Source organism: Vibrio sp. E150_011, assembly GCF_053544015.1.
The window spans coordinates 72,290-97,440 of record NZ_JBHFOL010000006.1 but is presented as its reverse complement, the minus strand read 5'-3'; the positions used below and the strand labels follow the sequence as shown (position 1 = coordinate 97,440).

20 protein-coding genes and 1 pseudogene are annotated in these 25,151 nt (G+C 44.3%); 12 read left to right on the top strand and 9 right to left on the bottom strand.

Annotated elements, in window-relative coordinates; genetic code table 11:
* Positions 1-72: 72 nt before the first annotated feature.
* On the top strand, positions 73-369 hold the full coding sequence (locus tag ACE1OE_RS11695) for a hypothetical protein (protein WP_449211159.1): 297 nt from the start codon (positions 73-75) through the stop codon (positions 367-369).
* A gap of 38 nt (positions 370-407) precedes the next feature.
* Here ACE1OE_RS11695 and ACE1OE_RS11690 read toward each other — a convergent pair whose 3' ends face one another.
* Positions 408-2,426 carry an acetoacetate--CoA ligase gene (locus ACE1OE_RS11690; protein WP_449211158.1) on the bottom strand — a complete coding sequence of 673 codons (2,019 nt, stop codon included), beginning with the start codon at positions 2,424-2,426 and terminating at the stop codon, positions 408-410.
* Positions 2,427-2,625: 199 nt separating this feature from the next.
* Between ACE1OE_RS11690 and phhA the strand changes: the two genes are divergently transcribed.
* Positions 2,626-3,420: a phenylalanine 4-monooxygenase gene (phhA, locus tag ACE1OE_RS11685; protein WP_372059646.1), complete on the top strand. Its 795-nt coding sequence runs from the start codon at positions 2,626-2,628 to the stop codon at positions 3,418-3,420.
* Positions 3,410-3,754 carry a 4a-hydroxytetrahydrobiopterin dehydratase gene (locus tag ACE1OE_RS11680; protein ID WP_102468540.1) on the top strand — a complete coding sequence of 115 codons (345 nt, stop codon included), beginning with the start codon at positions 3,410-3,412 and terminating at the stop codon, positions 3,752-3,754. The genes phhA and ACE1OE_RS11680 overlap by 11 nt, the downstream gene beginning before the upstream one ends.
* Before the next feature lie 285 nt (positions 3,755-4,039).
* Here ACE1OE_RS11680 and ACE1OE_RS11675 read toward each other — a convergent pair whose 3' ends face one another.
* Positions 4,040-4,513, bottom strand: a complete 474-nt coding sequence (locus ACE1OE_RS11675; protein WP_372059644.1) for a CreA family protein — start codon at positions 4,511-4,513, stop codon at positions 4,040-4,042.
* 75 nt (positions 4,514-4,588) lie between these two features.
* Between ACE1OE_RS11675 and ACE1OE_RS11670 the strand changes: the two genes are divergently transcribed.
* Together ACE1OE_RS11670 and ACE1OE_RS11665 are read left to right on the top strand one after the other, a co-directional pair.
* Entirely contained in the window at positions 4,589-5,083 is a 495-nt protein-coding gene (locus tag ACE1OE_RS11670; RefSeq protein ID WP_102468542.1) for a flavodoxin, read from the top strand.
* Positions 5,084-5,205: 122 nt separating this feature from the next.
* The gene (locus tag ACE1OE_RS11665) at positions 5,206-5,883 is read left to right on the top strand and encodes an HAD-IA family hydrolase (RefSeq protein ID WP_102468543.1); all 678 of its coding nucleotides are present in this window, start codon (positions 5,206-5,208) and stop codon (positions 5,881-5,883) included.
* Positions 5,884-6,330: 447 nt separating this feature from the next.
* On the opposite strand, the gene ACE1OE_RS11660 is transcribed toward ACE1OE_RS11665, so the two are convergent.
* Entirely contained in the window at positions 6,331-8,031 is a 1,701-nt protein-coding gene (locus tag ACE1OE_RS11660; RefSeq protein ID WP_449211157.1) for an amidohydrolase, read from the bottom strand.
* Positions 8,032-8,520: 489 nt separating this feature from the next.
* On the opposite strand from ACE1OE_RS11660, the gene hpf reads away from it, so the two are divergent.
* Both hpf and ACE1OE_RS11650 read left to right on the top strand, forming a co-directional pair.
* Entirely contained in the window at positions 8,521-8,877 is a 357-nt protein-coding gene (gene hpf / locus ACE1OE_RS11655; protein WP_372059641.1) for a ribosome hibernation-promoting factor, HPF/YfiA family, read from the top strand.
* 353 nt (positions 8,878-9,230) lie between these two features.
* The gene (locus ACE1OE_RS11650; protein WP_449211156.1) at positions 9,231-10,040 is read left to right on the top strand and encodes a ribonuclease H family protein; all 810 of its coding nucleotides are present in this window, start codon (positions 9,231-9,233) and stop codon (positions 10,038-10,040) included.
* 185 nt (positions 10,041-10,225) lie between these two features.
* Here ACE1OE_RS11650 and ACE1OE_RS11645 read toward each other — a convergent pair.
* Positions 10,226-10,861 (bottom strand): annotated as a pseudogene (locus tag ACE1OE_RS11645) (CoA transferase); the annotation flags it as partial.
* Between the two features lie 49 nt (positions 10,862-10,910).
* On the opposite strand from ACE1OE_RS11645, the gene ACE1OE_RS11640 reads away from it, so the two are divergent.
* Positions 10,911-11,249 carry a hypothetical protein gene (locus ACE1OE_RS11640; RefSeq protein ID WP_449211155.1) on the top strand — a complete coding sequence of 113 codons (339 nt, stop codon included), beginning with the start codon at positions 10,911-10,913 and terminating at the stop codon, positions 11,247-11,249.
* A gap of 50 nt (positions 11,250-11,299) precedes the next feature.
* Here ACE1OE_RS11640 and ACE1OE_RS11635 read toward each other — a convergent pair whose 3' ends face one another.
* The 4 genes from ACE1OE_RS11635 to ACE1OE_RS11620 all read right to left on the bottom strand — a co-directional run bounded on the left by ACE1OE_RS11635 (position 11,300) and on the right by ACE1OE_RS11620 (position 17,912).
* Complete coding sequence (locus ACE1OE_RS11635) at positions 11,300-12,754, bottom strand: catalase (RefSeq protein ID WP_449211154.1); 1,455 nt, start codon at positions 12,752-12,754, stop codon at positions 11,300-11,302.
* A 431-nt stretch (positions 12,755-13,185) separates the two neighbouring features.
* On the bottom strand, positions 13,186-13,431 hold the full coding sequence (locus ACE1OE_RS11630) for a hypothetical protein (protein ID WP_449211153.1): 246 nt from the start codon (positions 13,429-13,431) through the stop codon (positions 13,186-13,188).
* Between the two features lie 178 nt (positions 13,432-13,609).
* Positions 13,610-15,685 (bottom strand): alpha-amylase, encoded by a 2,076-nt coding sequence (locus tag ACE1OE_RS11625; protein WP_449211152.1) that lies wholly within the window; start codon positions 15,683-15,685, stop codon positions 13,610-13,612.
* A gap of 160 nt (positions 15,686-15,845) precedes the next feature.
* Entirely contained in the window at positions 15,846-17,912 is a 2,067-nt protein-coding gene (locus ACE1OE_RS11620) for an ATP-binding protein (RefSeq protein ID WP_449211151.1), read from the bottom strand.
* Between the two features lie 156 nt (positions 17,913-18,068).
* Here ACE1OE_RS11620 and ACE1OE_RS11615 point away from each other — a divergent pair, with 156 nt between their 5' ends.
* From ACE1OE_RS11615 to lhgO, 4 genes are all read left to right on the top strand, one after another.
* Positions 18,069-19,418, top strand: a complete 1,350-nt coding sequence (locus ACE1OE_RS11615) for a sigma-54-dependent transcriptional regulator (protein ID WP_449211150.1) — start codon at positions 18,069-18,071, stop codon at positions 19,416-19,418.
* 355 nt (positions 19,419-19,773) lie between these two features.
* The gene (locus ACE1OE_RS11610; protein WP_449211149.1) at positions 19,774-20,787 is read left to right on the top strand and encodes a TAXI family TRAP transporter solute-binding subunit; all 1,014 of its coding nucleotides are present in this window, start codon (positions 19,774-19,776) and stop codon (positions 20,785-20,787) included.
* A gap of 156 nt (positions 20,788-20,943) precedes the next feature.
* Entirely contained in the window at positions 20,944-23,097 is a 2,154-nt protein-coding gene (locus ACE1OE_RS11605; RefSeq protein WP_449211148.1) for a TRAP transporter permease, read from the top strand.
* 8 nt (positions 23,098-23,105) lie between these two features.
* A complete protein-coding gene (lhgO, locus tag ACE1OE_RS11600; protein WP_449211147.1) occupies positions 23,106-24,329 on the top strand; it encodes an L-2-hydroxyglutarate oxidase in 1,224 nt (407 codons plus the stop codon).
* Positions 24,330-24,415: 86 nt separating this feature from the next.
* Here lhgO and ACE1OE_RS11595 read toward each other — a convergent pair whose 3' ends face one another.
* Positions 24,416-25,024, bottom strand: coding sequence for a YitT family protein (locus ACE1OE_RS11595; protein WP_449211146.1), 609 nt, complete (start codon positions 25,022-25,024; stop codon positions 24,416-24,418).
* Between the last annotated feature and the right edge of the window lie 127 nt (positions 25,025-25,151).

The window sequence follows — 25,151 nt, the reverse complement described above, 5'->3', positions numbered from 1 at the left end:
CTGTTGCTGACGCTATTGAGACCAGTTACTTTTACTTGGTCGAGGATTTTTATAAGTACAAGACAATTTGTGATGCGATGTGGGATACCACTTGAAGCAGGGCAATGTGAACCTAATGCGCTCATTAATGATCGCAATGATGATCGCAATGATGTTTGCAGAGGCATTACCGCTTTGAGTTATTTGCAAAGTAATGATCGTGACATCTGCCGTGATATGGAGAATTTTCTGGCTGCATTGAAAAGCCTTGCACCTGATCAGTATTATCACCCGCAAGATGAACTGCAGCTTACAATTTTGTCGATCATCAGTTACATCTCAAAGACCGGAAAAACTGCCATACCGTTCAATCCATGGAGGGTTTTCTAAGTTACGTTCTTCTAGAAATGAGCCTCTCTATTTTTATATTAAAGTGAAGCTACGCGCTTTATCTCGTCCAGCACATCGGCGTTGGCTATCGCGCCCATGTTCTCAACTGGCTTGCCATTGACCACCTGTTTAACCGCCAGCTCCACGAGTTTGCCTGAGCGTGTTTTTGGAATGTCGCTGATAGCAAATATTTGGCTTGGAACGTGCCTCGGCGAGCATGAGGATTTGAGTTTGCTCTTGATGGTTGCCAGCAATTCGTCACTCAAAGTCATATCTTGCTGCAATTGAACAAACAGCCATATCTGTTCATTGCGGTCGATATTTTTCCCGACAGCGATGGAGTCAACGATGCTCTCAATGGTATTCACTTGCTGGTAGATCTCGGCGGTACCAATTCTGACGCCGCCAGGATTGAGCGTGGTGTCGCCTCGTCCATAGAACCGGTAGCCACCATGGATAGTTTGTTCAACTTCGTCACCGTGATGCCATACATTGTCGAACTTGTCCCAGTAAGTGCTGTGGTAGCGCTCACCAGTGTCATTCCAAAAGCCTGCAGGGAAGTTGGGAAGGGAATTGGTGCACACCAATTCACCTCGCCGCTGCGTGAGACTTTGTCCTTCTGAATTAAATACTCGTACATCAATTCCCAGCCCCGCGAATTGGCACTCGCCGCGATAAACAGGGGAGATAGGGTTACCCAATACAAAGCAGCCACAAATATCTGTGCCGCCAGAAATTGACGCTAAATGCAGGTCTTGCTTGATGTGCTTGTAGACGTAATCGAACTGCTCAGGGTAGAGCACCGAACCTGTCGAGCAGAGGGTTCTTAAGTGAGGAAGGGAGTGGCTCTTAGCGGGAGAAAGCGGCGCTTTTTCAATCGTTTCTAAGTATTTAGCTGAGGTGCCAAACAGCGACACATTGGTACGTTGCGCTAAATCCCAGAGTACATCGGGCTGCGGATAAACTGGGCTGCCATCAAATATCACCAAACAAGCGCCACTGGCGAGCGCAGAAACGTGCCAGTTCCACATCATCCAACCACAAGTAGTGTAGTAGAAAACGCGATCGCTTGGTTTAATATCGCAATGAAGTTGATGCTCTTTCAGATGGTTGATGATGGTGCCACCCACCGAGTGCACAATGCATTTCGGTTTGCCCGTTGTGCCAGAAGAATACAGAACAAACAATGGGCAATTGAAATCTACACGCGTAAAGCGCAAAGGTTGCGGCTGATAATGATTAATGATGGTTTGCCAGCTTTGGCTCAATACATCAGGCTCAACGCTGTTTTTTTGAAAGTGACCGCTCTGATTTAAATAGCCGATGGAACACACCTGCTTTAGCTCGTTTAAGTGTTCGCTGATGTCGTGATTTTTGTCCGTCATATCGAACGCCTTGCCATTGAAGGTGTAGCCATCGCAGGTGAACAGTACCTTGGGTTTTACTTGGCCAAATCGTTCAATCACACTCTCTACGCCAAAGTCAGGCGAAGTCGATGTCCAAATCGCGCCTAAGCTGGTGGTGGCTAGCATTGCGACGATGGTTTGCGGCAGGTAAGGGGTGTAGGCTGCGACCACATCGCCTTGTTGCACGCCGCAAGCAATGAGCCATTGTTGAACACTGGATATTTCCTCACATAGCGTTTGCCAAGTGTAGGTCTGTTGATCACCGCGTTCATTCTCAAACCAAATTGCGAGCTCGTTTGGCAATGTATTCTCACTATGCAGCAAGTTTTCTGCATAATTGACTTGCGCGTCAGGGAACCAAATGGCATCACGCTCAGATTTTGCTTGCTGCCAACGGCTGTTGCCTTGTTTTAATACGCTGTCTCCTTGCGAACCCACCATGCCACAAAACTGCCATACGTGTTGCCAAAATAACTTGGGCTGATCCACCGACCATTGGTGGAGGTCGGCGTAGCGGGTTATTTCCCTATCGAGACCCAAGCTTGATGGTTTCGATTCTGGTAGAACGAGGCTATCTATAAATCGGGTTACGTTGGCTTGTGTGATACGTTGTTTGCTTGGTCGCCAAATTGGCTTATTGCTCTGATGCATTCCTTCGCCTTTAACAAAAGGTTAACGTTTTCAGTCTGGTATTCAGGTTTTACAAAGTCAAAAGATCAGTAAAATAAGCACCCAACAGAACTGTGTAAACAAAATGTTACAGAAAAGCTGGTTTCAATAAATGGTACAAATTGGCGCTTAGTAAGAGTGGAGGTAGGCTTAAAGGGAGACATTCGTTAGGAGGTGGATAATGACTCGATATCATTCTAAGCCCGTGAGCCAAGAGGGGTGGGTTGAGTGGAGCCTCGAAGACGACGCCATTTGGCACGACTTAGTGAAAAGGCAATTGAACGTCGTCAACGATCGCGCTTGCGATGCGTATTTGCATGGTTTGACCCTGCTTGATCTACCCTCAGACAGGGTTCCTCAGCTCCCTGAGATAAACAAGGTGCTAAAGGAAACTACGGGCTGGCAGGTGCAGCCTGTTGCGGCATTGATCGATTTTGACCATTTCTTTGATTTACTCGCCAACAAGCGATTTCCTGTCGCGACTTTTCTTAGAACACGAGATGAGTTTGATTATTTACAAGAACCTGATTTCTTCCATGAAATTTTTGGCCACTGTGCCATGTTGACTAATACCGATTTCGCTGCTTTTACGGAACATTATGGAAAACTAGGACAGGTGGCAACACCCAAGCAGCGCGCTTATCTTGCTCGTTTGTATTGGTTTACGGTTGAGTTCGGCTTAGTCCGAGAGGGGCAGAAACTGAAAATCTATGGGGGTGGCATTCTTTCGTCTCCAGCAGAAACGCTTTATGCGTTAGAAGGGAACGTGGCGATCCGTGATGAGTTTGATATACATACTGTCCTAAGAACCCCTTATCGCATCGATATCATGCAGCCTAAATATTACGTCATCGAGGGTTTGTCTGAACTCTTTAAAATTAGTCAGACAAACCTTTTACAGCACGTTGATCGCGCGATAGAAGCGGGATTACTACCACCACTTTATGAACCCAAGGAACCAGTACATGTTGAATGAACAAAAATGTGAAGCCTGCGGTATCGATGCCATTGCGCTTAATAAAGATGATCAACAAATTTTACTGTTGGAGCTGTCTGGCTGGCAGATTATCGAAAGAGACGGTATCCCACAGCTTGAAAAAGTGTATAAGTTTAACAATTTTAAGCAGGCGTGGGCATTTAGTAATAAAGTGGCAGCGTTGGCGGAAGAAGAATTTCATCACCCTTCTATCTTATTGGAGTGGGGCCAAGTCACGGTGACATGGTGGAGCCATTCGATCAAAGGCCTGCACAAAAATGATTTCATCTGCGCATCACGCTGCGATGTCACCGTAGCCACAAATAAAAAATAACCGTCAAGCCTTTAAAGAAAAGAATCTTTATCAGCACGTTGTGAGTTGATTCTTACCCTTTGGTTTTTATCTAAAGTGAGTCACACGGTTTAAAAGCGTCTCGTTTCACAAGGGAGGGCGATCCAATGTCGCTAGGATGGATGAAATGGGCGACAAAAATAGTCGCGGGAAAAGAGATAAGGATGGCGTTTAAGGTAATACATTCGTTTTATTTGAGAGTAACGAATTTGAAGTCTGCTAAATTTTATGGGTAGTCAACGGGTGTTGGACTACCCAATGATTGGACTACTGTGCGGTCTCTACGGTCTCTACATAAGCTTTAGTTCCCCAAAGCGGTACCGTTGACAAGCTATGTTTAAAGCTACCCGATGTCTCTTTCGTTGAGTAAGATAAATACATAATAGTTTGGTTGTCAGCATCAAAAATACGTCGTACTTTCATGGTTTTAAATAGAATACTTTTTGATTTTCGAAAGACAATTTCTCCAGATTTAGATCTGTCTATCTGTGCTATCATTTCAGGCGTAATTTCGCCAGTTTGACGGCAAGATATTGAACTGTCACTTGGATCTGAAAAGCTCAAGTTGGCCTCGATACTCGCGATGTGGCACGTTACACCAGGGACCTCGGGGTCCGTTAATGTGTTGAGTTTAATGTCTTTTAATGTAAACATGCCAAGTGAAACATCACCGACCTCCTTATCTCCACAACCTGTTAGGGCGAGGGCGATAGCTGGAACGATCAAGAGCTTTTTCAACATATTGGTGTAATCCTTTAATATAAGAGCTTACGTATACCATAACCACGGTCAGCAAAAAATCAAATAGGATTTACAATGAAAGACGCGGCAATTGCTCTATATAACAAAAAGAATGAATGGTTAGCGAGCCAAGTTGATGTGGAATTTCCTACCCCAGAAAGCCTAAAAGGGCGAGCGTTGTATCTTGATTCACTCACGAGTCGATATTTAGAGTCTGTTCCAAACTCAGAAATGCAGAAGGTGAATATTGAGTGGCACCTTGTCGACTTTCATCGACTTACTGTTATGTTTGCCTTAATGCAATCTAAGCAATGGGGAACCGAAGAAGGGCAAAACCTTATCGTGGAGTTCTTAACTCAAATTATTCTTGAACCTGACTATGGGTTGTATGTTGGTTTTGAGGATGGTCAGCCAACGTGCGCCGCATTATTAAGTCAAGACGATAACGTTATGCTGGTTTCTGACGTTATTAGTTCAGATACTGCGGTCGATTATGACCGAATCGCGTTGTCTTTAATACAGAGTTTAGAAAGTTCAAACTTATCTGAAGTTTGGATTGAAAAACGGTGATCGGCTTGGAAGTTTCGACTATTACTTAAATAAATGTTGTAAACCCTCGCGTAGATACCGTTTTGCGTACTCATAGTCGGTTAATATTTACGACGAATTAAGTAGTATGGACTTAGAGAGATATGACGGTAGTTAAGTGCGTTTTGTTCGATTGTGATGGCACGCTAGTCGATAGCGAAATGCTGTGTTGTGATGCACTTGTTGCCACCTTTAAAGAGGTGGGGGTTACGTTACCTTTAACGGTCGTCAGCGAAGACTTCACCGGTGGGAAGATAGCAGACGTGTTAATGTCGGCGCAGCAGGCTGCGGGTTCACGTGTGTCACTGGATATTCTCGAGCCAATTTATCGTCGAATTACCACCGAACTGTTTGAATCTAAGTTGACGCCTATCGATGGCGTCGAACTTCTATTGGACTATTTGGATAGCGAAGGCGTTGAATACTGCGTTGTGACAAACAGTCCGACACACAAAGCCATTCATATGTTAACGATTGTCGGTTTGGCAGATAGATTTAAAGGGCGAGTTATTTCTGCTTTTGATGCAAACAGCTGGAAACCTGAGCCCGATTTGTTGAGATATGCCGTAACGATGATGGGCTTTTTACCCAATGAGTGTGTCTATATCGACGATACCATTAAAGGGGTGACGATGGGGGTGGCGACGGATATTAATACGATTCATTTTGCTAAAGTATGCCATATCAAACAATCCAACGTAGTGTGCTTAACGGCAATGGATCAAGTGGTGGATTATATCAGTGACTTGAATGGGTCAGTGCATCACGCAGTTAGTTCGTAATCTAATCCTTGTCTGCACCATCATCTTTTTGATGTACATCGAGGTCCACTCTTTTGAGTACTCTTTTGTGTAAAACCCGCAATTTGCACATAAGAAGGTTTCGCCGCTATCGGACAGTAAATATTCATCGGCGTTACATTTTGGACAGCATTGGCTTAACTGGGTATCAATGGTGTTCTTTTTCATGTACTAAACCTTTTCACTTTTTTAATTGAGTGGTCTCTCATCAGCTTAAGCATAATACGGGTCACTAATTTTATGTTGAAAAATTAGCCTCTTGCATTGTACGCTGCGAGTTATATCACGGCATTGATGAGCCAATATTTAAATCACCAACATTTCAATTCAATAAACTTGCGTTAACGGTTGCTCTGTTGCTGTAACTGTTAGCCTGACGGTTTCAACGGCTACTTTAGAAGGCGATAATCTCGTACTTGTCGTTAGTCCTCATCTTTGTTGCATACCATAGTTGTAAACCATAACTCCGTTTAACCACGTCATCAAAATGGTTGTGTTCGAAATCTCAGACACTGGAATTTTAGTGATGTCCTTATTTAGTACGACGAAATCAGCGAATTTCCCAACACCAATTGACCCTGTCACATCGCTTATTCCTAAACTATGGGCTGCGTTGATCGTGTATGCATCGACCGCTTGTTCAATGGAGTGAAAGCCAGTCTTGCCCATCCGTAAGCTGTTAGATATACCAACGAGTGGATTAATGTCGTGCACGTTCCAATCACTACTTAAAGTGAGGTTAGCCCCTGTATCAAGTATTGCTCGTGGGTTCATCATAGCATTGGCTCGAGATTGACTTAAAAAGGGTTCAGCCCATTGGTGTTCATGCTGCACAATGTACTCTGAGCCGACTTGAAAATCGGCTGTAACATTGAGTTCGTTAAAGCGAGGAATATCACTTTTATTGACGAGTTCAACGTGAGTCAGTGTATAGGGTTTGTCTGATCCGGCCTTTCTTACTGACTCAATCGCATTGAGTGATTCGTGAACGGCACCATCTCCGATCGCATGGATATGCGCACTGAACCCCATTTTATCAAGAGCCGTCAGCCATGATTTCATTTGCGTGGGTGGGATGTAATTTATCCCGTAAGGGAAGTCGGGTAGATAGGTATCTCGATAAGGCGTAAGCGTTTTCGCTGTGCCATTAATAAATATGCCATCACTGTACATTTTGACTTGATTGACGATTAGTAAGCGGGATGGGTTATTAGAATAAACAGACTTTAGAAAAGCGAGCTGTTTATTCATTGGGTCAGCAGGGTAGATCCAAGGGCGCAAAGAAATGCGAGCCGTCAAGACATTGTCTTTTAGTGCTTGTTGCCATACCTCATACCACCCACGCTTCCAATATAGTCGCCCGTCACCAATGGTCGTGATACCATGTGCTGCCGCTTCGTTTAATCCCATTATTAGGCCATCATAGCTTTGGTTGAATTGGTCATCGAGGTTATTCCAAGCCAATTCCATCACGATATCACCGGCATTATCAAACAATATGCCATTAAGCTCGCCTGTCACTTCGTCTTTGAGGATAGCGCCGCCTTGTGGGGCTGGAGAGGCTTTATTGATGCCCGCGAGTTGCAATGCCACAGAATTAACCCACATAGAATGAGAAGTCTGCTCCATCAAGATAACGGGTCGATCTGGAAAAATACGGTCAATGACCTGAAGCGGCGTGAGTGAGCTGCTACTGTCCAAAACGGCGTCTAATGAGAAACCATAACCCATAACCCAACCATCGCCCTTAGATTGGCGACGACAGGCTTCTAAAGCAGGAATATGTTCTAGAAGAGACGCGCTCATACTAAGCTCGCAGTTCCCGCCAGCTTCTGAGGCTGCCTCAAATACATGATTATGGTTATCAATAAACCCAGGCAGTATCATGGCACCTTCTAAGTCAAGGACCTTCGTATTTGCAGAACGATAGCCATTAATCTTTGATACGGGACCTACATAGACAATACGCCCGTTTTGCACAGCGATTGAATCGGCATTGTGATGTCCATAAATCGTCGCGTTGGTTAAAATAGTATCTGCAGGTGCACCGGCAATGGCACTTGAAATTAAACCTGTATTAATCAGCATTGTAGCTAAAATGAGGGTTGTCGTTGAAGAGATTGATTTCATGGTCTGTTCCTTTCATACCGTTCTTTTCATTAGAAATATCGCGGTGTACGGCAATGCTTTAATTGTACTTAACATAAGGAAGAAAGGAAAAATACTCGCTTTAAGAATAATGAGACAGCCGCGACGAATTGCTCGACAATAAAAACCGATGAGAATAAGTAGTGATGCGTGACGCTGTCACTAATTGTGAGTGTCATTCAGAAGGATTATCGCTCTCGCGTATGCTCGATGTCATCGATTCGCTGAGGCTTGCAGTAGAATCGGGACACCACCAGAATAGGAAGCAATTTTCTTGTTTTGCAGTGAAAAATGACAAGAGTGAATCACTTGCCCCTAACATATTCTGTCGAATGGTGACGTATTCAAGGGGTGGCGTGAAAATTATTTGAGAACACGGAAGTTAATCACACAAGAGCACAAATTCACTTGGTGAAACTACGCGGAGTTTGCTACGTTTAAATCACACAGTGATTGGAAAGGTAGAATTATATGAAAGTAAATGTTCAAACACATCATGTATCAATCAACGATGACTCTCGCAAAGAAATTGAAAGCAAATTTGAGAAGGTTTCCGCTCACTTTCCACAACTGATCAGCTGCGACATTATTATCACAAAGGAACATGGGCAGCATAATGTGGAAGTCTTTACCAACTACGAAGGTGTTCGAGTTGTAGCAAAATCAACCGACGATGTTATGTATCCAGCTATCGCAGCCGCACTGAAAAAACTTGAAGCAGGTTTGCGAAATCGTAAAGGACAGCTAAAATCTGATCTCCATGAGAAACCAACGAGTACGAAACCTGAAATTGCATCGGATATCATTCAAGAAATGAAACTTGTGTAATAAGGTACAACGAACAACTTTAGAGCCAGCACTTAGTGCTGGCTTTTTTCATGTTTTCCGTTTATGTCGATATTCCGCTACGGGCATTAGTGAATGGCTAGTAGCAAATAGCTAGTAACAAATAGGTATTGGCAATCGCGGCTACAAGATATGCTTACTTCACCTCATCGTTTACCCATATCCAAGCGTGCTCGTCTGCAGTTGCAGGAAAGCAGTGTTGGCAATGGAAATTGACGTTTGACTTGGTTAAGGTAGTCGGAATGTACAACATCATTGGTTACAGGCTTTACGAGGATTCGTTTGACGGTCTAACCTGTGATGAAAATTAAGGCACAGCATTTAAGGGTACAACATTGGCAAAGAAGTATTATGTGGTTTGGAAAGGACGTGAAACGGGTATCTTTTTGACGTGGGCAGAGTGTAAAGCGCAGGTAGACCGCTTCAATGGCGCGAGATATAAATCATTTCCGACACTAGCCGAAGCAGAGACTGCGTTTGGATCAACTGGCACGCCAACTCCTAATTCAACTCCGGCTAAATCCAATTCAATTGCGTCTAAAAAGTCGCCCAAAGCTAACGTATCCAAAGCAAACGCATCCAACACCACCAAAGAAAAGTTGACGCAACAAACAATCGACATGATGCCGTTCGATATTAAAATATTCACCGATGGTGGTTGTGAGCCGAATCCGGGTAAAGCCGGAACTGGTATTGCGGTATACAGTGCTAACGTCTTAAGTGAACTGTGGTATGGCAAGTACCAGTCATTTGGTACCAATAATACTGCCGAGTTGAATGGGTTATATGAGGCGATGTTATTAGCCAAACAAAAACTTGCTCAAGGCCAGACAGTCAGCATTTATTGCGATTCAATGTATGCCATCCAGTGCATCACTACATGGGCGAAAAGTTGGTCGGCAAAAGGTTGGAAAAAATCAGGAGGAGAAATAAAAAATCTGGATTTAATTCAACCAATGTATTCCCTGTATCTAGAAATTAAAGAGAATATCGACATTTACCATGTTAATGGTCACGTTGGTATTGAAGGTAATGAATTGGCTGACCGTATGTCTATTGTCGCTATAGATTCAGCTGAGGAAGGGTTTGTCTTATACTCGGATCTTTCTGACATTGATCAGATCCTCGGATTAAGAACGGGTTAATAGCCAAAGGCGTGTTCTTAGTCCCAATGCATAAAGCTATCAATGCGTAAAACTAGTAACGTGTAAAAATACGAACTTATCAATGTACTAACGCATCAAAGTATCCGGCACCAATGTGTTGATGCCGGATATGGAATGGATGGGGAAGCAAGAAAATGCGCTCTTGCTTCCACAACCATGTAAGCCTAGTCCCATTTAGGCAAATCACTTCCCAACGGAGAGGTTGGTCGCGCCCAGTAAGCGGGTGTTTGCGAATAAACCAACACCGGTTTTAGGTGGGTAATTCGCCCAAATGGCGTCATGGTATCTGTTGAAAATTGACTGATGTTCCCACCTGACACCACTTTTTGTATTGTTTTTAACATCGCCTCACTGTCTTTGAGTACAGGTTGGGTTTGCTGGTCTTGATACCACATACATGTTGAGGCAAGTGAAACACTGACCTGCTGCGGGCCACCGATTGACGCTCTGTTATGGAGTGCTTTTAGAATTCCCATCGAACCCATCAAGCCAGTGCCGTAGTCCGTTATGAAACCGTAAGGGCAGAGGATTGGCTGGTTTGTTAAACCATGATCAAATGAAGAGCCAACGGCAGCTTGTGCAATGTTTTCCCAGCCGTGACGGTTTTTCCAAGGACCAACTTCGCCAAAAGCAGAGCTCGAAACAATGATTAAGTTTGGATTGATAGATAATAATTTATCGGTAGTGATACCAAATTTATGTTGTAACCGACCTGGCGCATAACCATTGACATAGACATCAGCATCTTTGATTAACTCATAGAATGTTGCGAGGTCATCTTCTTGATTAAAGTTGAGATAGGCATTCTTCTTACTCTATTCCCAGATTTTTCCTCCTCAGTACTTTACTGTGTATGACCATGGTAAAGCTTACGAGGAAATGCATGTCGATGGTGGGTTGTCTCATCAACTATTCTTTAATACTTATGGCTTTGATTTAAAATCCGCATCAGAAGCTTATGGTGGGAGTGGTACGGCCAATGCCAATGCGAATTTGACAAACATAGAGAAAGACTTTGATGTTAAGACGGATGAGTCAAAGTTTTTTGACGAAAATTATATGAAGGCGTTATATGACTATGGCTATGACAAAGCGAAGAGCGGGCAACTATGGACTGCGACCGTTAAAGCGGGAGAGAAAATAGAAAAACGCGAGGATGAATTACATGATGAAATGTCAGTGAAATGAATAACACACGGTGGTAATGTCGTTCCAGCACCACCGTGTGAGACTTAAAGTTACAGTGTATTAAACTCGCTTACGTCAATACCTAACAAGGAACCGATACCTTTACCATAGTTAGGATCAGCTTGGTAACAGTGTTTTAAATGTCGAACCTGAATCTCTTTAGGGACACCCTCTAAATTTCGAGCTGTATTATCAAATAATATGGCTTGCTTTTCTGGTGTCATTAAGCGGAATAAATCACCCGGTTGGCTAAAGTAATCTTCATCTTCTCTATGATTCCAGTGATCGGCGGCACCATCAAGACTCAATGGTGGCTCTGAAAAATCAGGTTGCTCAGCCCATTCACCTTGATCGTTAGGTTCATAACCTAAAGTGCCACCATGGTTACCGTCGACACGCATTGCGCCGTCACGATGGTAGCTGTGTACTGGGCAACGTGGCGCATTTACTGGAATACTATGATGGTTAACACCTAAACGGTATCGTTGAGCATCCCCATACGAGAACAGACGACCTTGTAACATCTTATCTGGAGAGAAGCTGATACCTGGTACAACAGCAGCAGGGTTGAATGCCGATTGCTCAACTTCTGCAAAGAAGTTCTCAGGATTACGGTTGAGTTCAAATTCACCCACTTCGATTAGTGGATAATCACGATGCGGCCATACTTTAGTGAGATCGAATGGGTTGTACGGTACTTTCCCCGCATCGTCTTCAGGCATGATTTGAACTTTTAATGTCCATTTCGGAAAATCTTTATTATCGATGCTGTCCAATAGATCACGTTGGTGGCTTTCACGATCCTTACCGACGACTGTTTCTGCTTCTGCATCGGATAAGTTTTGAATGCCTTGCTGTGATTTGAAGTGGAATTTAACCCAGAATCGTTCGTTATCACTGTTAATAAAACTGAATGTATGGCTACCAAATCCGTGCATGTGACGATAACTGGCAGGGATCCCACGGTCACTCATTACGATCGTTACTTGATGTAATGCTTCCGGTAGTGAAGTCCAAAAATCCCAATTGTTTTTTGCGCTACGCATGTTCGTTCTTGGGTCACGTTTAACGGCATGATTTAGATCTGGAAATTTTAATGGATCTCTCAAGAAGAATACTGGTGTGTTGTTTCCAACTAGATCCCAGTTGCCTTCTTCTGTGTAAAATTTTAAAGCAAAACCACGGATATCTCGTTCTGCATCAGCGGCACCGCGTTCACCGGCAACGGTAGTGAATCGTGCAAATAGGTCGGTCTTTTTGCCTATTTCAGAGAACAGCTTAGCCTTGGTATATTGGGTGATATCGTGTGTAACCGTAAAAGTACCATACGCACCGGAACCTTTGGCATGCATACGACGCTCGGGAATGACTTCTCTATCGAAGTGTGCGAGTTTTTCCAAAAACCAAACATCTTGCAGGAGTTGGGGACCGCGTTTACCTGCCGTCTGTACATTTTGGTTATGTGCAACAGGGCAGCCTGCAGCTGTGGTGAGCTTTTTACTCATAGAGAATCCTTTTCTGCTAATAGCGTATGTAGTAAAACAATGACTTAAATTCTGTAATTCGATGGTTTTAATGAATCAAAAACTAATATCGAATAGTAATTTTGTAGTCTAGCTTGGTATGACGGCTCAACGTTATTTACACAGCTTTACAAACGGCGAAACTGTATCATTGAAGTGTGATGTTGTGCGGCTAGTTTATTGATTTAAATCAATATAAGGGAGTGGCTTCTGGGGCTGGTGTGCTTATTTGTGATGGAAATTGTTATGGTATCAATTGAATAATTTTGTCGTAAAGTGCCAGCTAAATGAACGGGTTTGGCTGTTATTTAGAGGATGGTGTGTAGGTTGGAATCAGCCATTTAATAATAGGAGATATCTTTAAATGGCTGAGGCATATTTAGTAAGGCTGAAACGCTAGCGTAGAACGGGCATTAACGGCGTTTTGGTCCGTTTCGGACTAAATCTTTGCCAGTTTCAAACACGTTGTCAGTGATCCATCGGGCTAAAAGCAATTGTTGCTTCTCATTAAATACCGCAACAAAATGACGTCCATCTGAATTGTTCGTAGCTATACCTACACCGGCAACGCCTTCTAACCCGAGTCCGCCGTTTTCTACAGATAATAAAAATGCTTCTAAATCATCAAGATTTTCAATTACTTCGTTTTCACTATTCATGGTATCCCTTATTCATGTTGTACGTGGTCTTTCATCGACACAACACGGTTGGTTGATAATGGAGGCACTTTACAACGCAAGTAGAAGGATGTGAATAGGTAAGGCGTAGAAACCGAGTACCTTTAAAGAAAGAAACTCGGCTTCATTGCCCTGTCAGATAAAGACTTCCCACATCAAACTATTTACCGAAGTAGGCGACGACAACGCGGTCGTCTCCTAGTGAACGCGAGAACACATACGCATTTTCATTGGCAAGTACTTGGTGCTGTCCAGCACCCACCGCAGGATGGCGATCTCTAAATTGTCCAACCACTTTCCAATGATCCAGTAGTTTTTGTTTATCCTCGGTTAACGTCCAAATCATGTCAGAGCGAGTACCTTGATGAAAATCATCAGCGAAAGGACCAATGTTTCTCGCGACTTCATCACCATAGTAAACTTGTATGGCACCCGGACTGAGAAGAAGGGCATTCGCGGCATTTTTTTGCATGTCATAATCTTTAAAACGACTAAAGAACAATTCTGTATCGTGGGATGACATATAACTGACGGGGTTAAAGTCGTCAGAATTGGTGATTGAGTCGGAGTAATGCTGATAAGTGTCGGCCATTTGGCTGAAACAAGCGGCACCTTTATCAAGCTTCTTCTGCATATCGAAATTGATTAATGCATCAAATCCATCATCAAAGTATGGGCTTCGATAAGCGCTGTGACCCCATACTTCGCCCATCATCCAAAATGGTTGGCCTGAGGTGTTATTTGATTCTCGCCATTGTTGCAAACTGGATGTCGCTTCTGATTTCAGTTTTAACCAAACATCAGCCTCGACATGTTTGACCGTATCAACGCGGTAGCCATCGATGCCAAAACGTTTCACCCAGTCTGTTTGCCACTCAATCAGGTAATCGGCTACGGTATAATCTTCACGCGCTGTGACGCGTGTTCCAGGGTTATCGAGTAGCCATTGAGGAGGGGTAACATGATCCGATGATTCGGTTTTAAAGTCGGGTAAACCGGCCAAAGATAAGGTGGTATCACTTGAACCAGGTTTATCATAACCGGGAAGTCCAGTGCGCACCCAATCCGCTCCCCACCAATCTTTCCAGTGTGTTGAAGTATAATCAATACTGCTGTGGAAGCTATGCCAATTTTCGCCATTTTTGGGCGCCCATTCAGCCCACAATGCAGGGAAATGTTCGGGAGTTGTAATCACTTTCAATTGGTCAAATTGGATATCCGCTAATGTCGCGTATCCGGGATGATTAATAACAGCATCAAGAAGGACTTTTATATCTCGTTTATGTGCTTCCTCGACCAATCGTTTTAAATCAGCATCGTTACCAAAGCTTTCATCGACTTTGGTAAAATCACGTGCCCAGTATCCATGATAGCCATAAAACGGAAAGGAACCGCTGTCCCCGCCACCGACAAAACCATGAACCTGTTCGACAATCGGAGAAAGCCAAATTACGTTAGTGCCGAGGCTCTTTATATAATCGAGTTTTTCAGTTACGCCATTTAGATCGCCGCCATGAAACGTACCAATCTCTTGTTTATTGTCGTTTTGTCGTTGATAAGGTTGGGGCTGTGTTGAACTTGTGTTGTTGAAGCGGTCAACCATGACGAAATAGATATTGGCATTTCGATAATTCAGTACGGGTTTCGTTCGAGTCGGCGTCGCGACAGGTTCTAGAAGCATTAAGCCGCCATTGTCCATCGAGGGCGTCACGTTCACTCGCCCATTTTTAACAATCACTTTTTGCCCAGATAAAGCATCTTGTAAGACGGTTCCGTCAGGATAACTTTCGGCAAGATCAATGGATCTTTCGCCTTCGCTAAATACTTCGCACGTCACGTTGGGCAATGGGCGCTTAAATTCTGTTTTAGCCACCTTTTTAGGCTGTCGCTTAAAAACTAATGAGTGAGTTTCTTGATCGTAAGTGAACGCATAGTCACCGGTGAACCTGATCTTTAGGGGCAAGTCAGAATCTTGGCCACATAATAAAGGAATAGGGGTATTAAATTTGATTTTATCAGGTAAGTGATTATCGCACTGCGCGTTAATTCCAGACACTTTAAGCTGATAGTCATCTTTGGTTAACGGTATAACGACCGCTTGGCCATCTTCTATCGGGTAATCTCGGCTGGTGGTGGTTGTCGAAATAGTAAGGTAAGGCGAGGCATGCAGAGCAGTCGTTACCATCATTGACGGCGCAGCAGCTAGCATACAGGTGAATAGAGTCTTGTAATTCATGGTCATTCCATTGTTATTATTTTTCACCCTTACTGTACGCAGCCATCAGTCAATCCACATCATTCTCGCGGCCTACGCCTTAAACTTTGTTGTTGTTCACATTTTACAAAAGCAGGGGCGTAGAAATAGGCCATAAAGAATATGACGATAGGGAGTCTTATCATGACGCTATTTGTAGAGATAACGTAAACGTCATTCCTTGCTTTCGGTTATTGCGCGCCGTTATAGTGCCATTCATGTCTCGCATATTATTCGCCGTGATCGATAAGCCCAAACCAAGCCCATCCCCGATTTTTTTACTGGTTTGAAAGGGTTCAAATATCGCGTCTAACGATAACGGTTCTATGCCACAGCCATTGTCTATAATGTGTACTTCGACCATTGAGCCAACGCAGTTCATTGTGATGATGAGAGTCGGGCGCTCAACATGATTGAGTGCGTCAATAGCGTTCGAAATAAGGTTACCGAGTACTTGCCTAAGGCGCTGTTCTTCACCAAGAATGTGGGGCAACTCTGATGGCGCTCGGACTCGGACGTTAATGCTAGATAATGCAGATTGGTAAATACGCAGCGTTTCTTCCAAAATATCAGGTAATGATATTGCGCTCAGTAATTCTGGTTTGTTGTAGGCGAAACTCTTTAGCTGACGAGTCATATTCGCCATACGGTCGATTAATGTCTGAATGAGGGTATTGTTGGCACGCATCATATCGTGCTCATTGCGCTCCATTAATAGCTCATTGGTGGTTAGGAGCGTGCGAAGCCCAGTGAGCGGTTGATTTAACTCATGCGTAATAGCGCTAGACATACGGCCTAAGGCCGCCATTTTACTGGCTTGAATGAGCTCATCTTGCGCATGCTTCAGTGCTTGAGTACGCTCCTCTACACGCCTCGCGAGATCTTGGTTCGCTTGCTGAAGCGCTTGTTCTGCCGTTTTTCTTTTGCTGATGTCGATGACCGTGGCAAGAAAAAAAGCCTGTCCATGCCAAGGAAACAAGGTTAATGAAAATAAGACGGGGAAAAGGCTACCATCACTTCGTTTTGCCATCGTATCAACGGCGCTTAATTCGGTATGCTCTTTGTGAGTCGATAAGTTTTTTAGCAGCTTGAGCGTCGTAGAGTTGGGGTTTCCCGCATCAAACAACTCCCATGCTTTTATCGACTTGCTGTGGCGGTCAGGTAAACAAAACTGACGTCGAGCCATGGGGTTAACATCAAACAAAAGCCCCTTATCATCAATCACCATTAATCCAACATGTGTTTTGTTGATCATCTGTGTGAGTCGTTGTTGAGACTCTTCCAAAATAGTTTGAATCTGCTGTTTGCTTAATTGTTTTTGGTGACGTTGAAAGATGATAATGCCAAGTAAGAGGATGAATAATAATAAGGTGATCGAGCTCCAACCGATGTCGTTAATACGTTGTTGTATCGGTTTCATTGGTGTGAGATAGCTAATTTTCCAGTTCAAATCATCTAAGGTCACCGTATGGCCCAAATAACGTTCATCGTTTACATGAAGAGCGTCGGCAAGTTGCCAAGCCTGTATACGAGTGTTGTTATAAAGCCAATGGCTATTTCGTAGGACCTGATGGTTCGAGTCGTTTAACCAGTCTGCGTTGTATCGAGCGCTACTTGATAAGAAAAATAGATCTTGGCGGTTTTGCAAAGCAATGACATCGCTACTGGTAATGATCTGATCAGTTAAAAGGCTCAGATCAATTTGTACTACGGCGATGCCAGCAATTGTTAATCCGTCAAAAATAGGCGCGGTAAGATAATAAAACGGGCTTGAGCCTTTTGTCTTACTCACCAATGAAACGCCTTCCCCTTGAGAGTGAATTTGTCGAGCGATGGCTTGTCTATCCGAGAGGCTAAAGCGTTCTCCTATTAGGCTAGACACTAATGCTTCGCCGGTAACGGATAAAATCAACCAACCTTCGGTATTAGCCGCTTTATCAAGCTGCAATAGCTCTTCTTGAATCGCATCAATTTGACGGATGTCACCTTGAACTAAGGCGATCGCTTTAGGGTTGTTAGTGACAAGATAGGGGAGGTGGTAGAAGCGTTTAAGGGTGCGACGTACTTCGCCAATATAATCTAACAACCGCTGCTGGACCTGCTCTTGAGCCTGACTGATAAGCCATTGTCGAGCGATCTCTCGACTCGTCCAATAAAAAGAGGCGATCAACGTGATGATAACCACAGCAGCTGTCCATTTCTTCCTCATTATCCATCCTGCGATCGGTTAATTTTCCTCATTAAAAGACTGCGCTGTTTTAACGGGTTGTAAAAGAGTTGTGATCATAAATTGAGAGCTAGCTCCTTTTATCTCATTGAAAATTTCCATACCGTAGGTGAGGCGTATTCATTTTGGTAATAGATTATGGTTTTCTCCGAAGCACCACGTGTGGCACTCATCGAAGATGATGACATTGTTCGCCAAGCAACAAGCCAATGGTTACAGTTAGCAGGATTCCACGTTAATGCGTTCAGTAATGGCGTGGAGGGGAAGTCGGCGGTGCTCACCGATGACTATGATGCGATAGTCAGTGACGTACGTTTACCGGATATCGATGGTTTAACCATATTTTCTGAGTTAGTCGCAAACAATATTACGACCCCTTTGATTCTCATTACCGGGCATGGTGATGTTGATATGGCGGTAAAGGCGCTGCAAAACGGTGTCTTTGATTTTATCGAAAAGCCTTTCCAACCAGAGCGTCTGTCACAAAGAGTCCAAGATGCCGTTGATTCCTACCGGTCTCAAATGTCTGTCCAAGATCGTCAAGACTACTTAGCGAGTATTAGTGGCTTAGAGCAAGTACTTATTGGGAAAAGTGACGCAATGGTGCAGCTGAGAGAGCAGTTGGTGAGGTTAGCGAGGATAGATACTCATGTCATTATTTATGGCGAAACGGGGAGTGGTAAGGAATTAGTCGCCACGAGTTTGCATAATGAAAGTCCTCGTCATGGCCAAGCCTTTGTACCGATTAATTGTGGTGCTATTCCAGAAAACTTATTTGAAAGTGAGCTGTTTGGTCACGAAGCAGGGGCGTTTACCGGAGCAAGCGGTAAACGAATTGGTAAGTTGGAATATGCCGATAAAGGTACATTATTTTTTGATGAAATAGAAAGTATGCCATTAGCCATGCAGGTTAAGGTGCTACGAAGCATCCAAGAAAATACCGTGGAACGAATTGGTGGTAACCGAACGATCAAAACGGATCTTAGAGTCATCGCCGCGGCTAAAGAGGATCTCAGTGAGAACCGAGCGTTTCGACAAGACTTATATTATCGCCTCAATGTTGCACAAATTCATATTCCCCCGTTACGTGAACGAGATAAAGATACGCTGATTCTATTTGAACACTTCGCTTCTCAGACCCGGACTGAAACCCGAACACTCAGTGATGCAGATAGACAGGCTGTGCTCAGTTATGCCTGGCCGGGTAATGTACGTGAACTTAGAAACGTTGCGGTTCGTTTTGCGTTAGATGATACGACTTCCGTAATGGAGATTATCACCACGAGACCCAGTTCGACCACAGAGCCCAGCCAAAGTGGCGTACCTTTAGCGATCCAGCTGCATAATTTTGAAAGGAAGGTGTTGAGTGAAGCGCTGGCTCGTCACCGCGGCTGTATCAGTGATGTGCTATTAGAGTTGGATATACCGCGACGAACACTCAATCAAAAAATGCAAAAATTAGGGTTAAACAGGGCAGATTTCACCTGACACTCGTTTTCGGTTTACCTGAGTACCCGGAAACGTATTGAGTGGCTAAACAAGCATTGAGTCCCTAAAAATGTACGGTGTGATCGGCAATAACTTGCTTAGTGTTATTTATTTTAAACTGCTTACTTGATCACACATTGTTAACATTTTCACGCAGTCAGGTGATTTGTCACTGGTATCTATGAGCAATATTTTGCTTATCGAAACGGATTTATTTGAGCAATATCTTGCTTGTTTTGTTGCTAAATTTAAATTTAATATCGTTAAATTAGTTGGTTAGTGTTTTGGCATTGTGCTTGCAATTAAGAGTTTACAAGTAACGAGTTCGCAACACTAAATAACACGGAGTGTAACAATGAACAGAAATAGAGTAGCTAAAGCGTTGGTCATCGCCCTCACTTCTTTTGGACTGGCTGCGAATGTCGCTGCCGCGGAAGAGCGAAGCTATATTTTGTCCACGGCCTCGACAGGGGGTACGTATTATCCTGTAGGCGTCGCCTTGGCAACATTAAGTAAAGTGAAGTTGGCGCCAAAGTATCATTTCTCTTTATCTGCAATTAGTTCTGCAGGATCGGGCGAAAATGTAAAGTTGCTGAATGAAAATGAAGCACAGTTTGCGATTCTACAAGGTCTATATGGCGCTTGGGCATGGTCTGGTGAAGGCCCTTATGCGAAGACAGGTCGTCAAGAGCAATTGCGTTCGGTCTCTATGCTTTGGCAAAATGTAGAGCACTTTATTGTACGTACAGAGTTAGCGAAAACAGGAACGGTTTCCGACTTAAATAACCTTGTAGATAAGAAGTTCTCAATAGGTAAGAAGAACTCGGGGACAGAAAACTCAGGTCGCCAAATTATGAAAGGTTTGAACGTTGACCCTAACTCATTCAATCTCGCCTATATGGGATACGGCGGCAGTGCCAGTGCATTGCAAAATGGCACCATCGATGGCATGAATACGCCAGCTGGTGTGCCTGTGGGTGCGGTGACGCAAGCTTTCGCAGCGCTAGGTGATGATATTTCTATTCTGTCCTTCACCGACGAGCAAATCAAAGAAGCGAACGGTGGCTTTACGCTTTGGACGAAATACGAGATTCCAGCGAATACCTACCCAGGGTTAGATAAACCGATCACCACGATTGCGCAACCTAACTTTTTAGCGGTACGAGACGATATTTCTGAAGACGACGTATATGAACTCACAAAAGCTATCTATGAGAACTTGTCATTTTTGCAAGGTATTCACAAAGCAACCAAAGCGATGGCACTAGAAAAAGCCATTGCTGGCCTACCTGTACCACTCCATCCGGGTGCCGCCCGCTACTATAAAGAAGTAGGGCTTGATATCCCTTCCCACCTGATTGCTCAATAGTTTAATTGCAAAGGCTAATGAGTCATAAGAGTGATGAGTCATAGGGCGTAGGTCTTCTTGAAACCACGTCCTTTTACACACTCGACATTGCCTCTTGCTAAGCAGGGGGCATACCCAAATGGTTAGGAGAAGAAGCCAAAAGGCTTGGAGTATGTCATGAGTGACAACGTACAGAAGGAATTGCAGAAGTTCGAGTTACCTACCCGAAGTGATTTCCCGTGGGTGACGACAACCATTACCGTTTTTGGTGTGGTGCTGTCTTTATTGCATATATGGTTTAATACATTATCGACGTTACCAGAATTGTGGATTTCTGCGACGCACTTTGCTGGGTTTGCTGTGATATGCAGCTTGTGGTATCCCGCTCATGTCTCATTGAAGTCGAGCAAAATTGCGCTCGTTGTGGATGTGTTTATCGCACTGGGGGCGATGGCCTGTTTGCTCTATATCCCGTACGCAGAAGATGCGCTGTACGAACGAGGCGTGAAGTTTGTGACGAGTGATTGGGTCTTCGCGATCCTTGCGATTGTCATTGTTATTGAGCTCATTCGCCGCACAATGGGCTGGTTCATTCCCATTCTTATTTTAATTTGTTTAAGTTATGTCGTGTTTTGGGGTAAGTGGGCCAGTGGGATTTTTCATTTTCCCGGTTTAAGCATGGAAACCTTGCTGTATCGCAGTTTTTATTCTTCTGAAGGTATGTTCGGGGCGATTTCTCGTATTAGCTGGACCTTTGTGTTCATGTTTATTTTGTTTGGGGCATTTTTGGTTCGTTCAGGAGTGGGTGACTACATTATTAATGTAGCTCGCGCCGCGGCCGGGAAAATAATCGGTGGCCCCGGGTTTATTGCGGTGATTGGATCAGGGTTGATGGGATCGGTCTCGGGGTCGAGCGTCGCCAACACGGTGTCAACAGGTGTCATCAGCATCCCATTAATGCAAAAGGCGGGCTTTCCTTCTCGGTTTGCTGCGGGCGTAGAAGCTGCAGCATCGACAGGTGGGCAGCTCATGCCGCCCGTTATGGGAGCCGGCGCGTTTATCATGGCGTCTTACACCCAAATTCCTTATGTGGATATTATCGCGGTCTCATTTGTCCCCGCATTGATTTACTTTTTATCTGTTGCTTTCTTTGTTCGTATCGAAGCCAAACGCAGCGGCGTACAAAAAGTGACCACGAGTGAGGTGCCATTGTGGAAAGTACTTATTTCAGGTTGGCATAACCTTATCCCACTTGCGGTTCTCGTGACGTTATTGGTGCAAGGTTTTACCCCAACGTACGCGGCGGGTATATCAATTTTGTCAGTCGTGGTGGCGTCTTGGTTCTCGAAAGATCATAAAATGGGACCGAAAGCCATCATTGAAGCGCTTTCGCAAGGCGCGAAGAATATGGCGACCACGGCGATATTGCTCGTTGGTATTGGCTTAGTGATTAATGTGATCAGTACAACCGGCATTGGTAACACGTTCTCTCTTATGATTGACGGCTGGGCAAGTGGCAATTTATTAGTCATGCTGCTGTTGATCGCCTTAGCGTCTCTCGTGCTTGGTATGGGATTACCTGTGACGGCTGCTTATATCGTATTAGGGACTTTGTCGGCCCCTGCTTTGTATAAGCTTATTGCAGAAAATCAACTGTTTGAACTGATGATGTCGGGTCAATTGCCGGAACAAGCCAAGGCCATATTTATGTTGGCTGCGCCTGAGCGTCTTGATCTACTCAATGCACCTATGTCGTTAGAAACAGCAAAAGAATTGGTCGCGCTTGTCCCAGCAGATTTTGTCGAAACGTTACTTGAACAAAGTATTGGAATGGAAGCGGTGGGTTTGGCGTTACTCGCGGCGCATTTAATCATATTTTGGCTGTCTCAGGACAGTAACGTCACCCCACCTGTGTGCTTAACGGCGTTTGCAGCCGCGACCATTGCGAAAACGCCTCCAATGCGAACCGGGTTAATGGCATGGAAAATCGCGAAAGGGCTGTATCTGGTGCCCTTGCTGATTGCTTATACCGGGCTGGTTAGCTGGGATGTCATGTCGGTGGTGAGCGTCGGATTCTTTGCCATTATTGGTACCTATGCGTTGATTGGCGCCATTGAAGGGTACTTAGAGGGGCCGTTAACCATTCTTTTAAGACTGGTACTGGTTGGAGTCGGTGTATGCCTAGTTTGGCATGATCTGCCTCTTATGGTGCGCTTGCTCGCCAGTGGCGTATTTGTGCTGATTTTTATGCACAGTAACCGAGTCTTTAATGAGCAGAAAGTGAAAGCTCAGCAAGCAAAATCGACGCTACCTTCGGCTTCAGCATCTTGAGGAACAACATGGAAATAGACTATGACTATGTGGTGGTGGGCGGTGGCATTGTTGGCGTCTCCACAGCTTGGCAGTTGCAGCAAAGATACCCCAATCGTACCATTTTATTGTTGGAAAAAGAGTTGGGCTTTGCACGGCATCAAACTGGCCACAATAGCGGCGTGATTCATGCGGGTGTCTATTATGCGCCGGGGAGCATGAAGGCGGATTTTTGTAAGCGTGGCGTTGAGCGAACCATCGCCTTTTGTCGTGAGCATGATATACCAGTAGAAAACTGCGGTAAGTTGCTGGTGGCAACCAACGCGATTGAACAGCAGCGCATGATGGAGCTGTATAAAAGATGCCATGTGAATGGTATTGACGTCACGTTACTTGACCAAGCTCAGCTCAAACTCGCAGAACCCAATATCACTGGCTTAGGTGCGATTTACGTGGCGAGCACCAGTATTGTTGACTATCGCTTAGTCACAGAGCGTCTGGCGAGTGAGTTTGAGTCAAAGGGCGGCAGCATTAAATTGCAAACCGAGGTCACTCAACTCACCGAAAATGATGAACATATTGTGCTCGGCTGCATCTCAGAAGGTAAAAAGGTAACGATCCAAAGCCAGTTTTTGATTACATGCAGTGGGCTAATGGCCGATAGAATGACCCAATTACTTGGTTTACAAACAGACTTCCAAATCATTCCGTATCGAGGTGAATATTATCGCTTAGATAGCCGACATAATAACGTGGTTAACCATCTGATTTATCCCATCCCAGATCCAGACTTACCTTTTCTTGGTGTGCACTTAACGCGAATGATAGATGGCTCAGTGACGGTGGGCCCAAATGCGGTACAAGGTTGGAAGAGAGAAGGTTATGGCACCGTCAATGTGAGCTGGAAAGACACTTGGCAGATGCTGACGTATTCAGGCTTTTGGAAGGTAACACGAAAACACTTAAAAACTGGGTTGTCTGAGTTTAAAAATTCTTGGTGGAAAGCGGGATATCTGAAAGCGGTGAATAAGTATTGTCCTAGTATTACTATTAACGATCTTAAGCCATATCCTGCGGGCATTAGAGCGCAAGCTGTGTTATCCGATGGCACGCTTGTCCATGATTTTTTATTTGCGGAAAGTAAGAGAAGCTTGCACGTTTGCAACGCACCGTCTCCGGCAGCGACGTCAGCATTACCCATTGGAGAATATATTTGTGACAAGGTAACGGGAAAACTGGAGGCTGAGGTATAAGTAGGATTGGCGGATAACGTTTGTTACCGCCAATTCTACGTTTGCTACTGGTTACAACTCGTTATTGTCTATTTAACAGTAACTGTCTATTTAGCAGTAACAACCGGTTGATAGCGACCGGGCTTGTGATTCATAGCTAGGATAAGATTGGTGGTAATTGCCCCTAGAATCGACAATACAATTAATGTCCAATCAACGATGAAGAGAGATAAAATTACGATTAAACAATCCAAAGCCATTTGAACCTTTCCTGCTCGAATGCCAAAACGGTCTTGAAGATATAACGCTAGGATATTGAAGCCTCCTAGGCTCATCTTATGTCGAAAGATCACCAACATGCCCATGCCAATTAATCCACCACCGATCATTGCTGCATAAAGTGGATCGAGATGAGCAAGTTCAATGACATGGTGTAGATGATCGACCGCAAATGATACGAGACTGACGGCGATGAAGGTATTGACAGTAAACGGCCAACCCATGCGAGTGGCTGAAAGCAAGTAAAAGGGCAGGTTAATGGCAAAGAACACTTGTCCAAATGTCAGGGCGGTGACTTTGGTTATAAAAATAGCAAGTCCGGCTGTGCCACCTGTCAATAGGCCAACTTGATTGAAGAAAATAACACCAAGCGAGACCAGTGCACTTCCAAGTAAAAGCGCAAGCAGGTTTTCTCGTAAACTATGATCCGTGTCCATGAAATTGCATTCCTTTGTTTGTCGTAAAACCGCCATCGTTGGCGAGTATTTATTATTTTGTTTTAGGACGTCATTACGTTGCCCGCCTAAAACGCTGGCAAGATAGTAGCGCTGTCACATTGAGTAA

What these genes read in the sequence shown, in the direction of transcription:
- ACE1OE_RS11695 (WP_449211159.1), top strand. Translation starts at nt 73, where the DNA reads ATGCGATGTGGGATACCACTTGAAGCAGGGCAATGTGAACCTAATGCG.
- ACE1OE_RS11690 (WP_449211158.1), bottom strand. Translation starts at nt 2,426, where the DNA reads ATGCATCAGAGCAATAAGCCAATTTGGCGACCAAGCAAACAACGTATC.
- phhA (WP_372059646.1), top strand. Translation starts at nt 2,626, where the DNA reads ATGACTCGATATCATTCTAAGCCCGTGAGCCAAGAGGGGTGGGTTGAG.
- ACE1OE_RS11680 (WP_102468540.1), top strand. Translation starts at nt 3,410, where the DNA reads ATGTTGAATGAACAAAAATGTGAAGCCTGCGGTATCGATGCCATTGCG.
- ACE1OE_RS11675 (WP_372059644.1), bottom strand. Translation starts at nt 4,513, where the DNA reads ATGTTGAAAAAGCTCTTGATCGTTCCAGCTATCGCCCTCGCCCTAACA.
- ACE1OE_RS11670 (WP_102468542.1), top strand. Translation starts at nt 4,589, where the DNA reads ATGAAAGACGCGGCAATTGCTCTATATAACAAAAAGAATGAATGGTTA.
- ACE1OE_RS11665 (WP_102468543.1), top strand. Translation starts at nt 5,206, where the DNA reads ATGACGGTAGTTAAGTGCGTTTTGTTCGATTGTGATGGCACGCTAGTC.
- ACE1OE_RS11660 (WP_449211157.1), bottom strand. Translation starts at nt 8,031, where the DNA reads ATGAAATCAATCTCTTCAACGACAACCCTCATTTTAGCTACAATGCTG.
- hpf (WP_372059641.1), top strand. Translation starts at nt 8,521, where the DNA reads ATGAAAGTAAATGTTCAAACACATCATGTATCAATCAACGATGACTCT.
- ACE1OE_RS11635 (WP_449211154.1), bottom strand. Translation starts at nt 12,754, where the DNA reads ATGAGTAAAAAGCTCACCACAGCTGCAGGCTGCCCTGTTGCACATAAC.
- ACE1OE_RS11630 (WP_449211153.1), bottom strand. Translation starts at nt 13,431, where the DNA reads ATGAATAGTGAAAACGAAGTAATTGAAAATCTTGATGATTTAGAAGCA.
- ACE1OE_RS11625 (WP_449211152.1), bottom strand. Translation starts at nt 15,685, where the DNA reads ATGAATTACAAGACTCTATTCACCTGTATGCTAGCTGCTGCGCCGTCA.
- ACE1OE_RS11620 (WP_449211151.1), bottom strand. Translation starts at nt 17,912, where the DNA reads ATGAGGAAGAAATGGACAGCTGCTGTGGTTATCATCACGTTGATCGCC.
- ACE1OE_RS11615 (WP_449211150.1), top strand. Translation starts at nt 18,069, where the DNA reads ATGGTTTTCTCCGAAGCACCACGTGTGGCACTCATCGAAGATGATGAC.
- ACE1OE_RS11610 (WP_449211149.1), top strand. Translation starts at nt 19,774, where the DNA reads ATGAACAGAAATAGAGTAGCTAAAGCGTTGGTCATCGCCCTCACTTCT.
- ACE1OE_RS11605 (WP_449211148.1), top strand. Translation starts at nt 20,944, where the DNA reads ATGAGTGACAACGTACAGAAGGAATTGCAGAAGTTCGAGTTACCTACC.
- lhgO (WP_449211147.1), top strand. Translation starts at nt 23,106, where the DNA reads ATGGAAATAGACTATGACTATGTGGTGGTGGGCGGTGGCATTGTTGGC.
- ACE1OE_RS11595 (WP_449211146.1), bottom strand. Translation starts at nt 25,024, where the DNA reads ATGGACACGGATCATAGTTTACGAGAAAACCTGCTTGCGCTTTTACTT.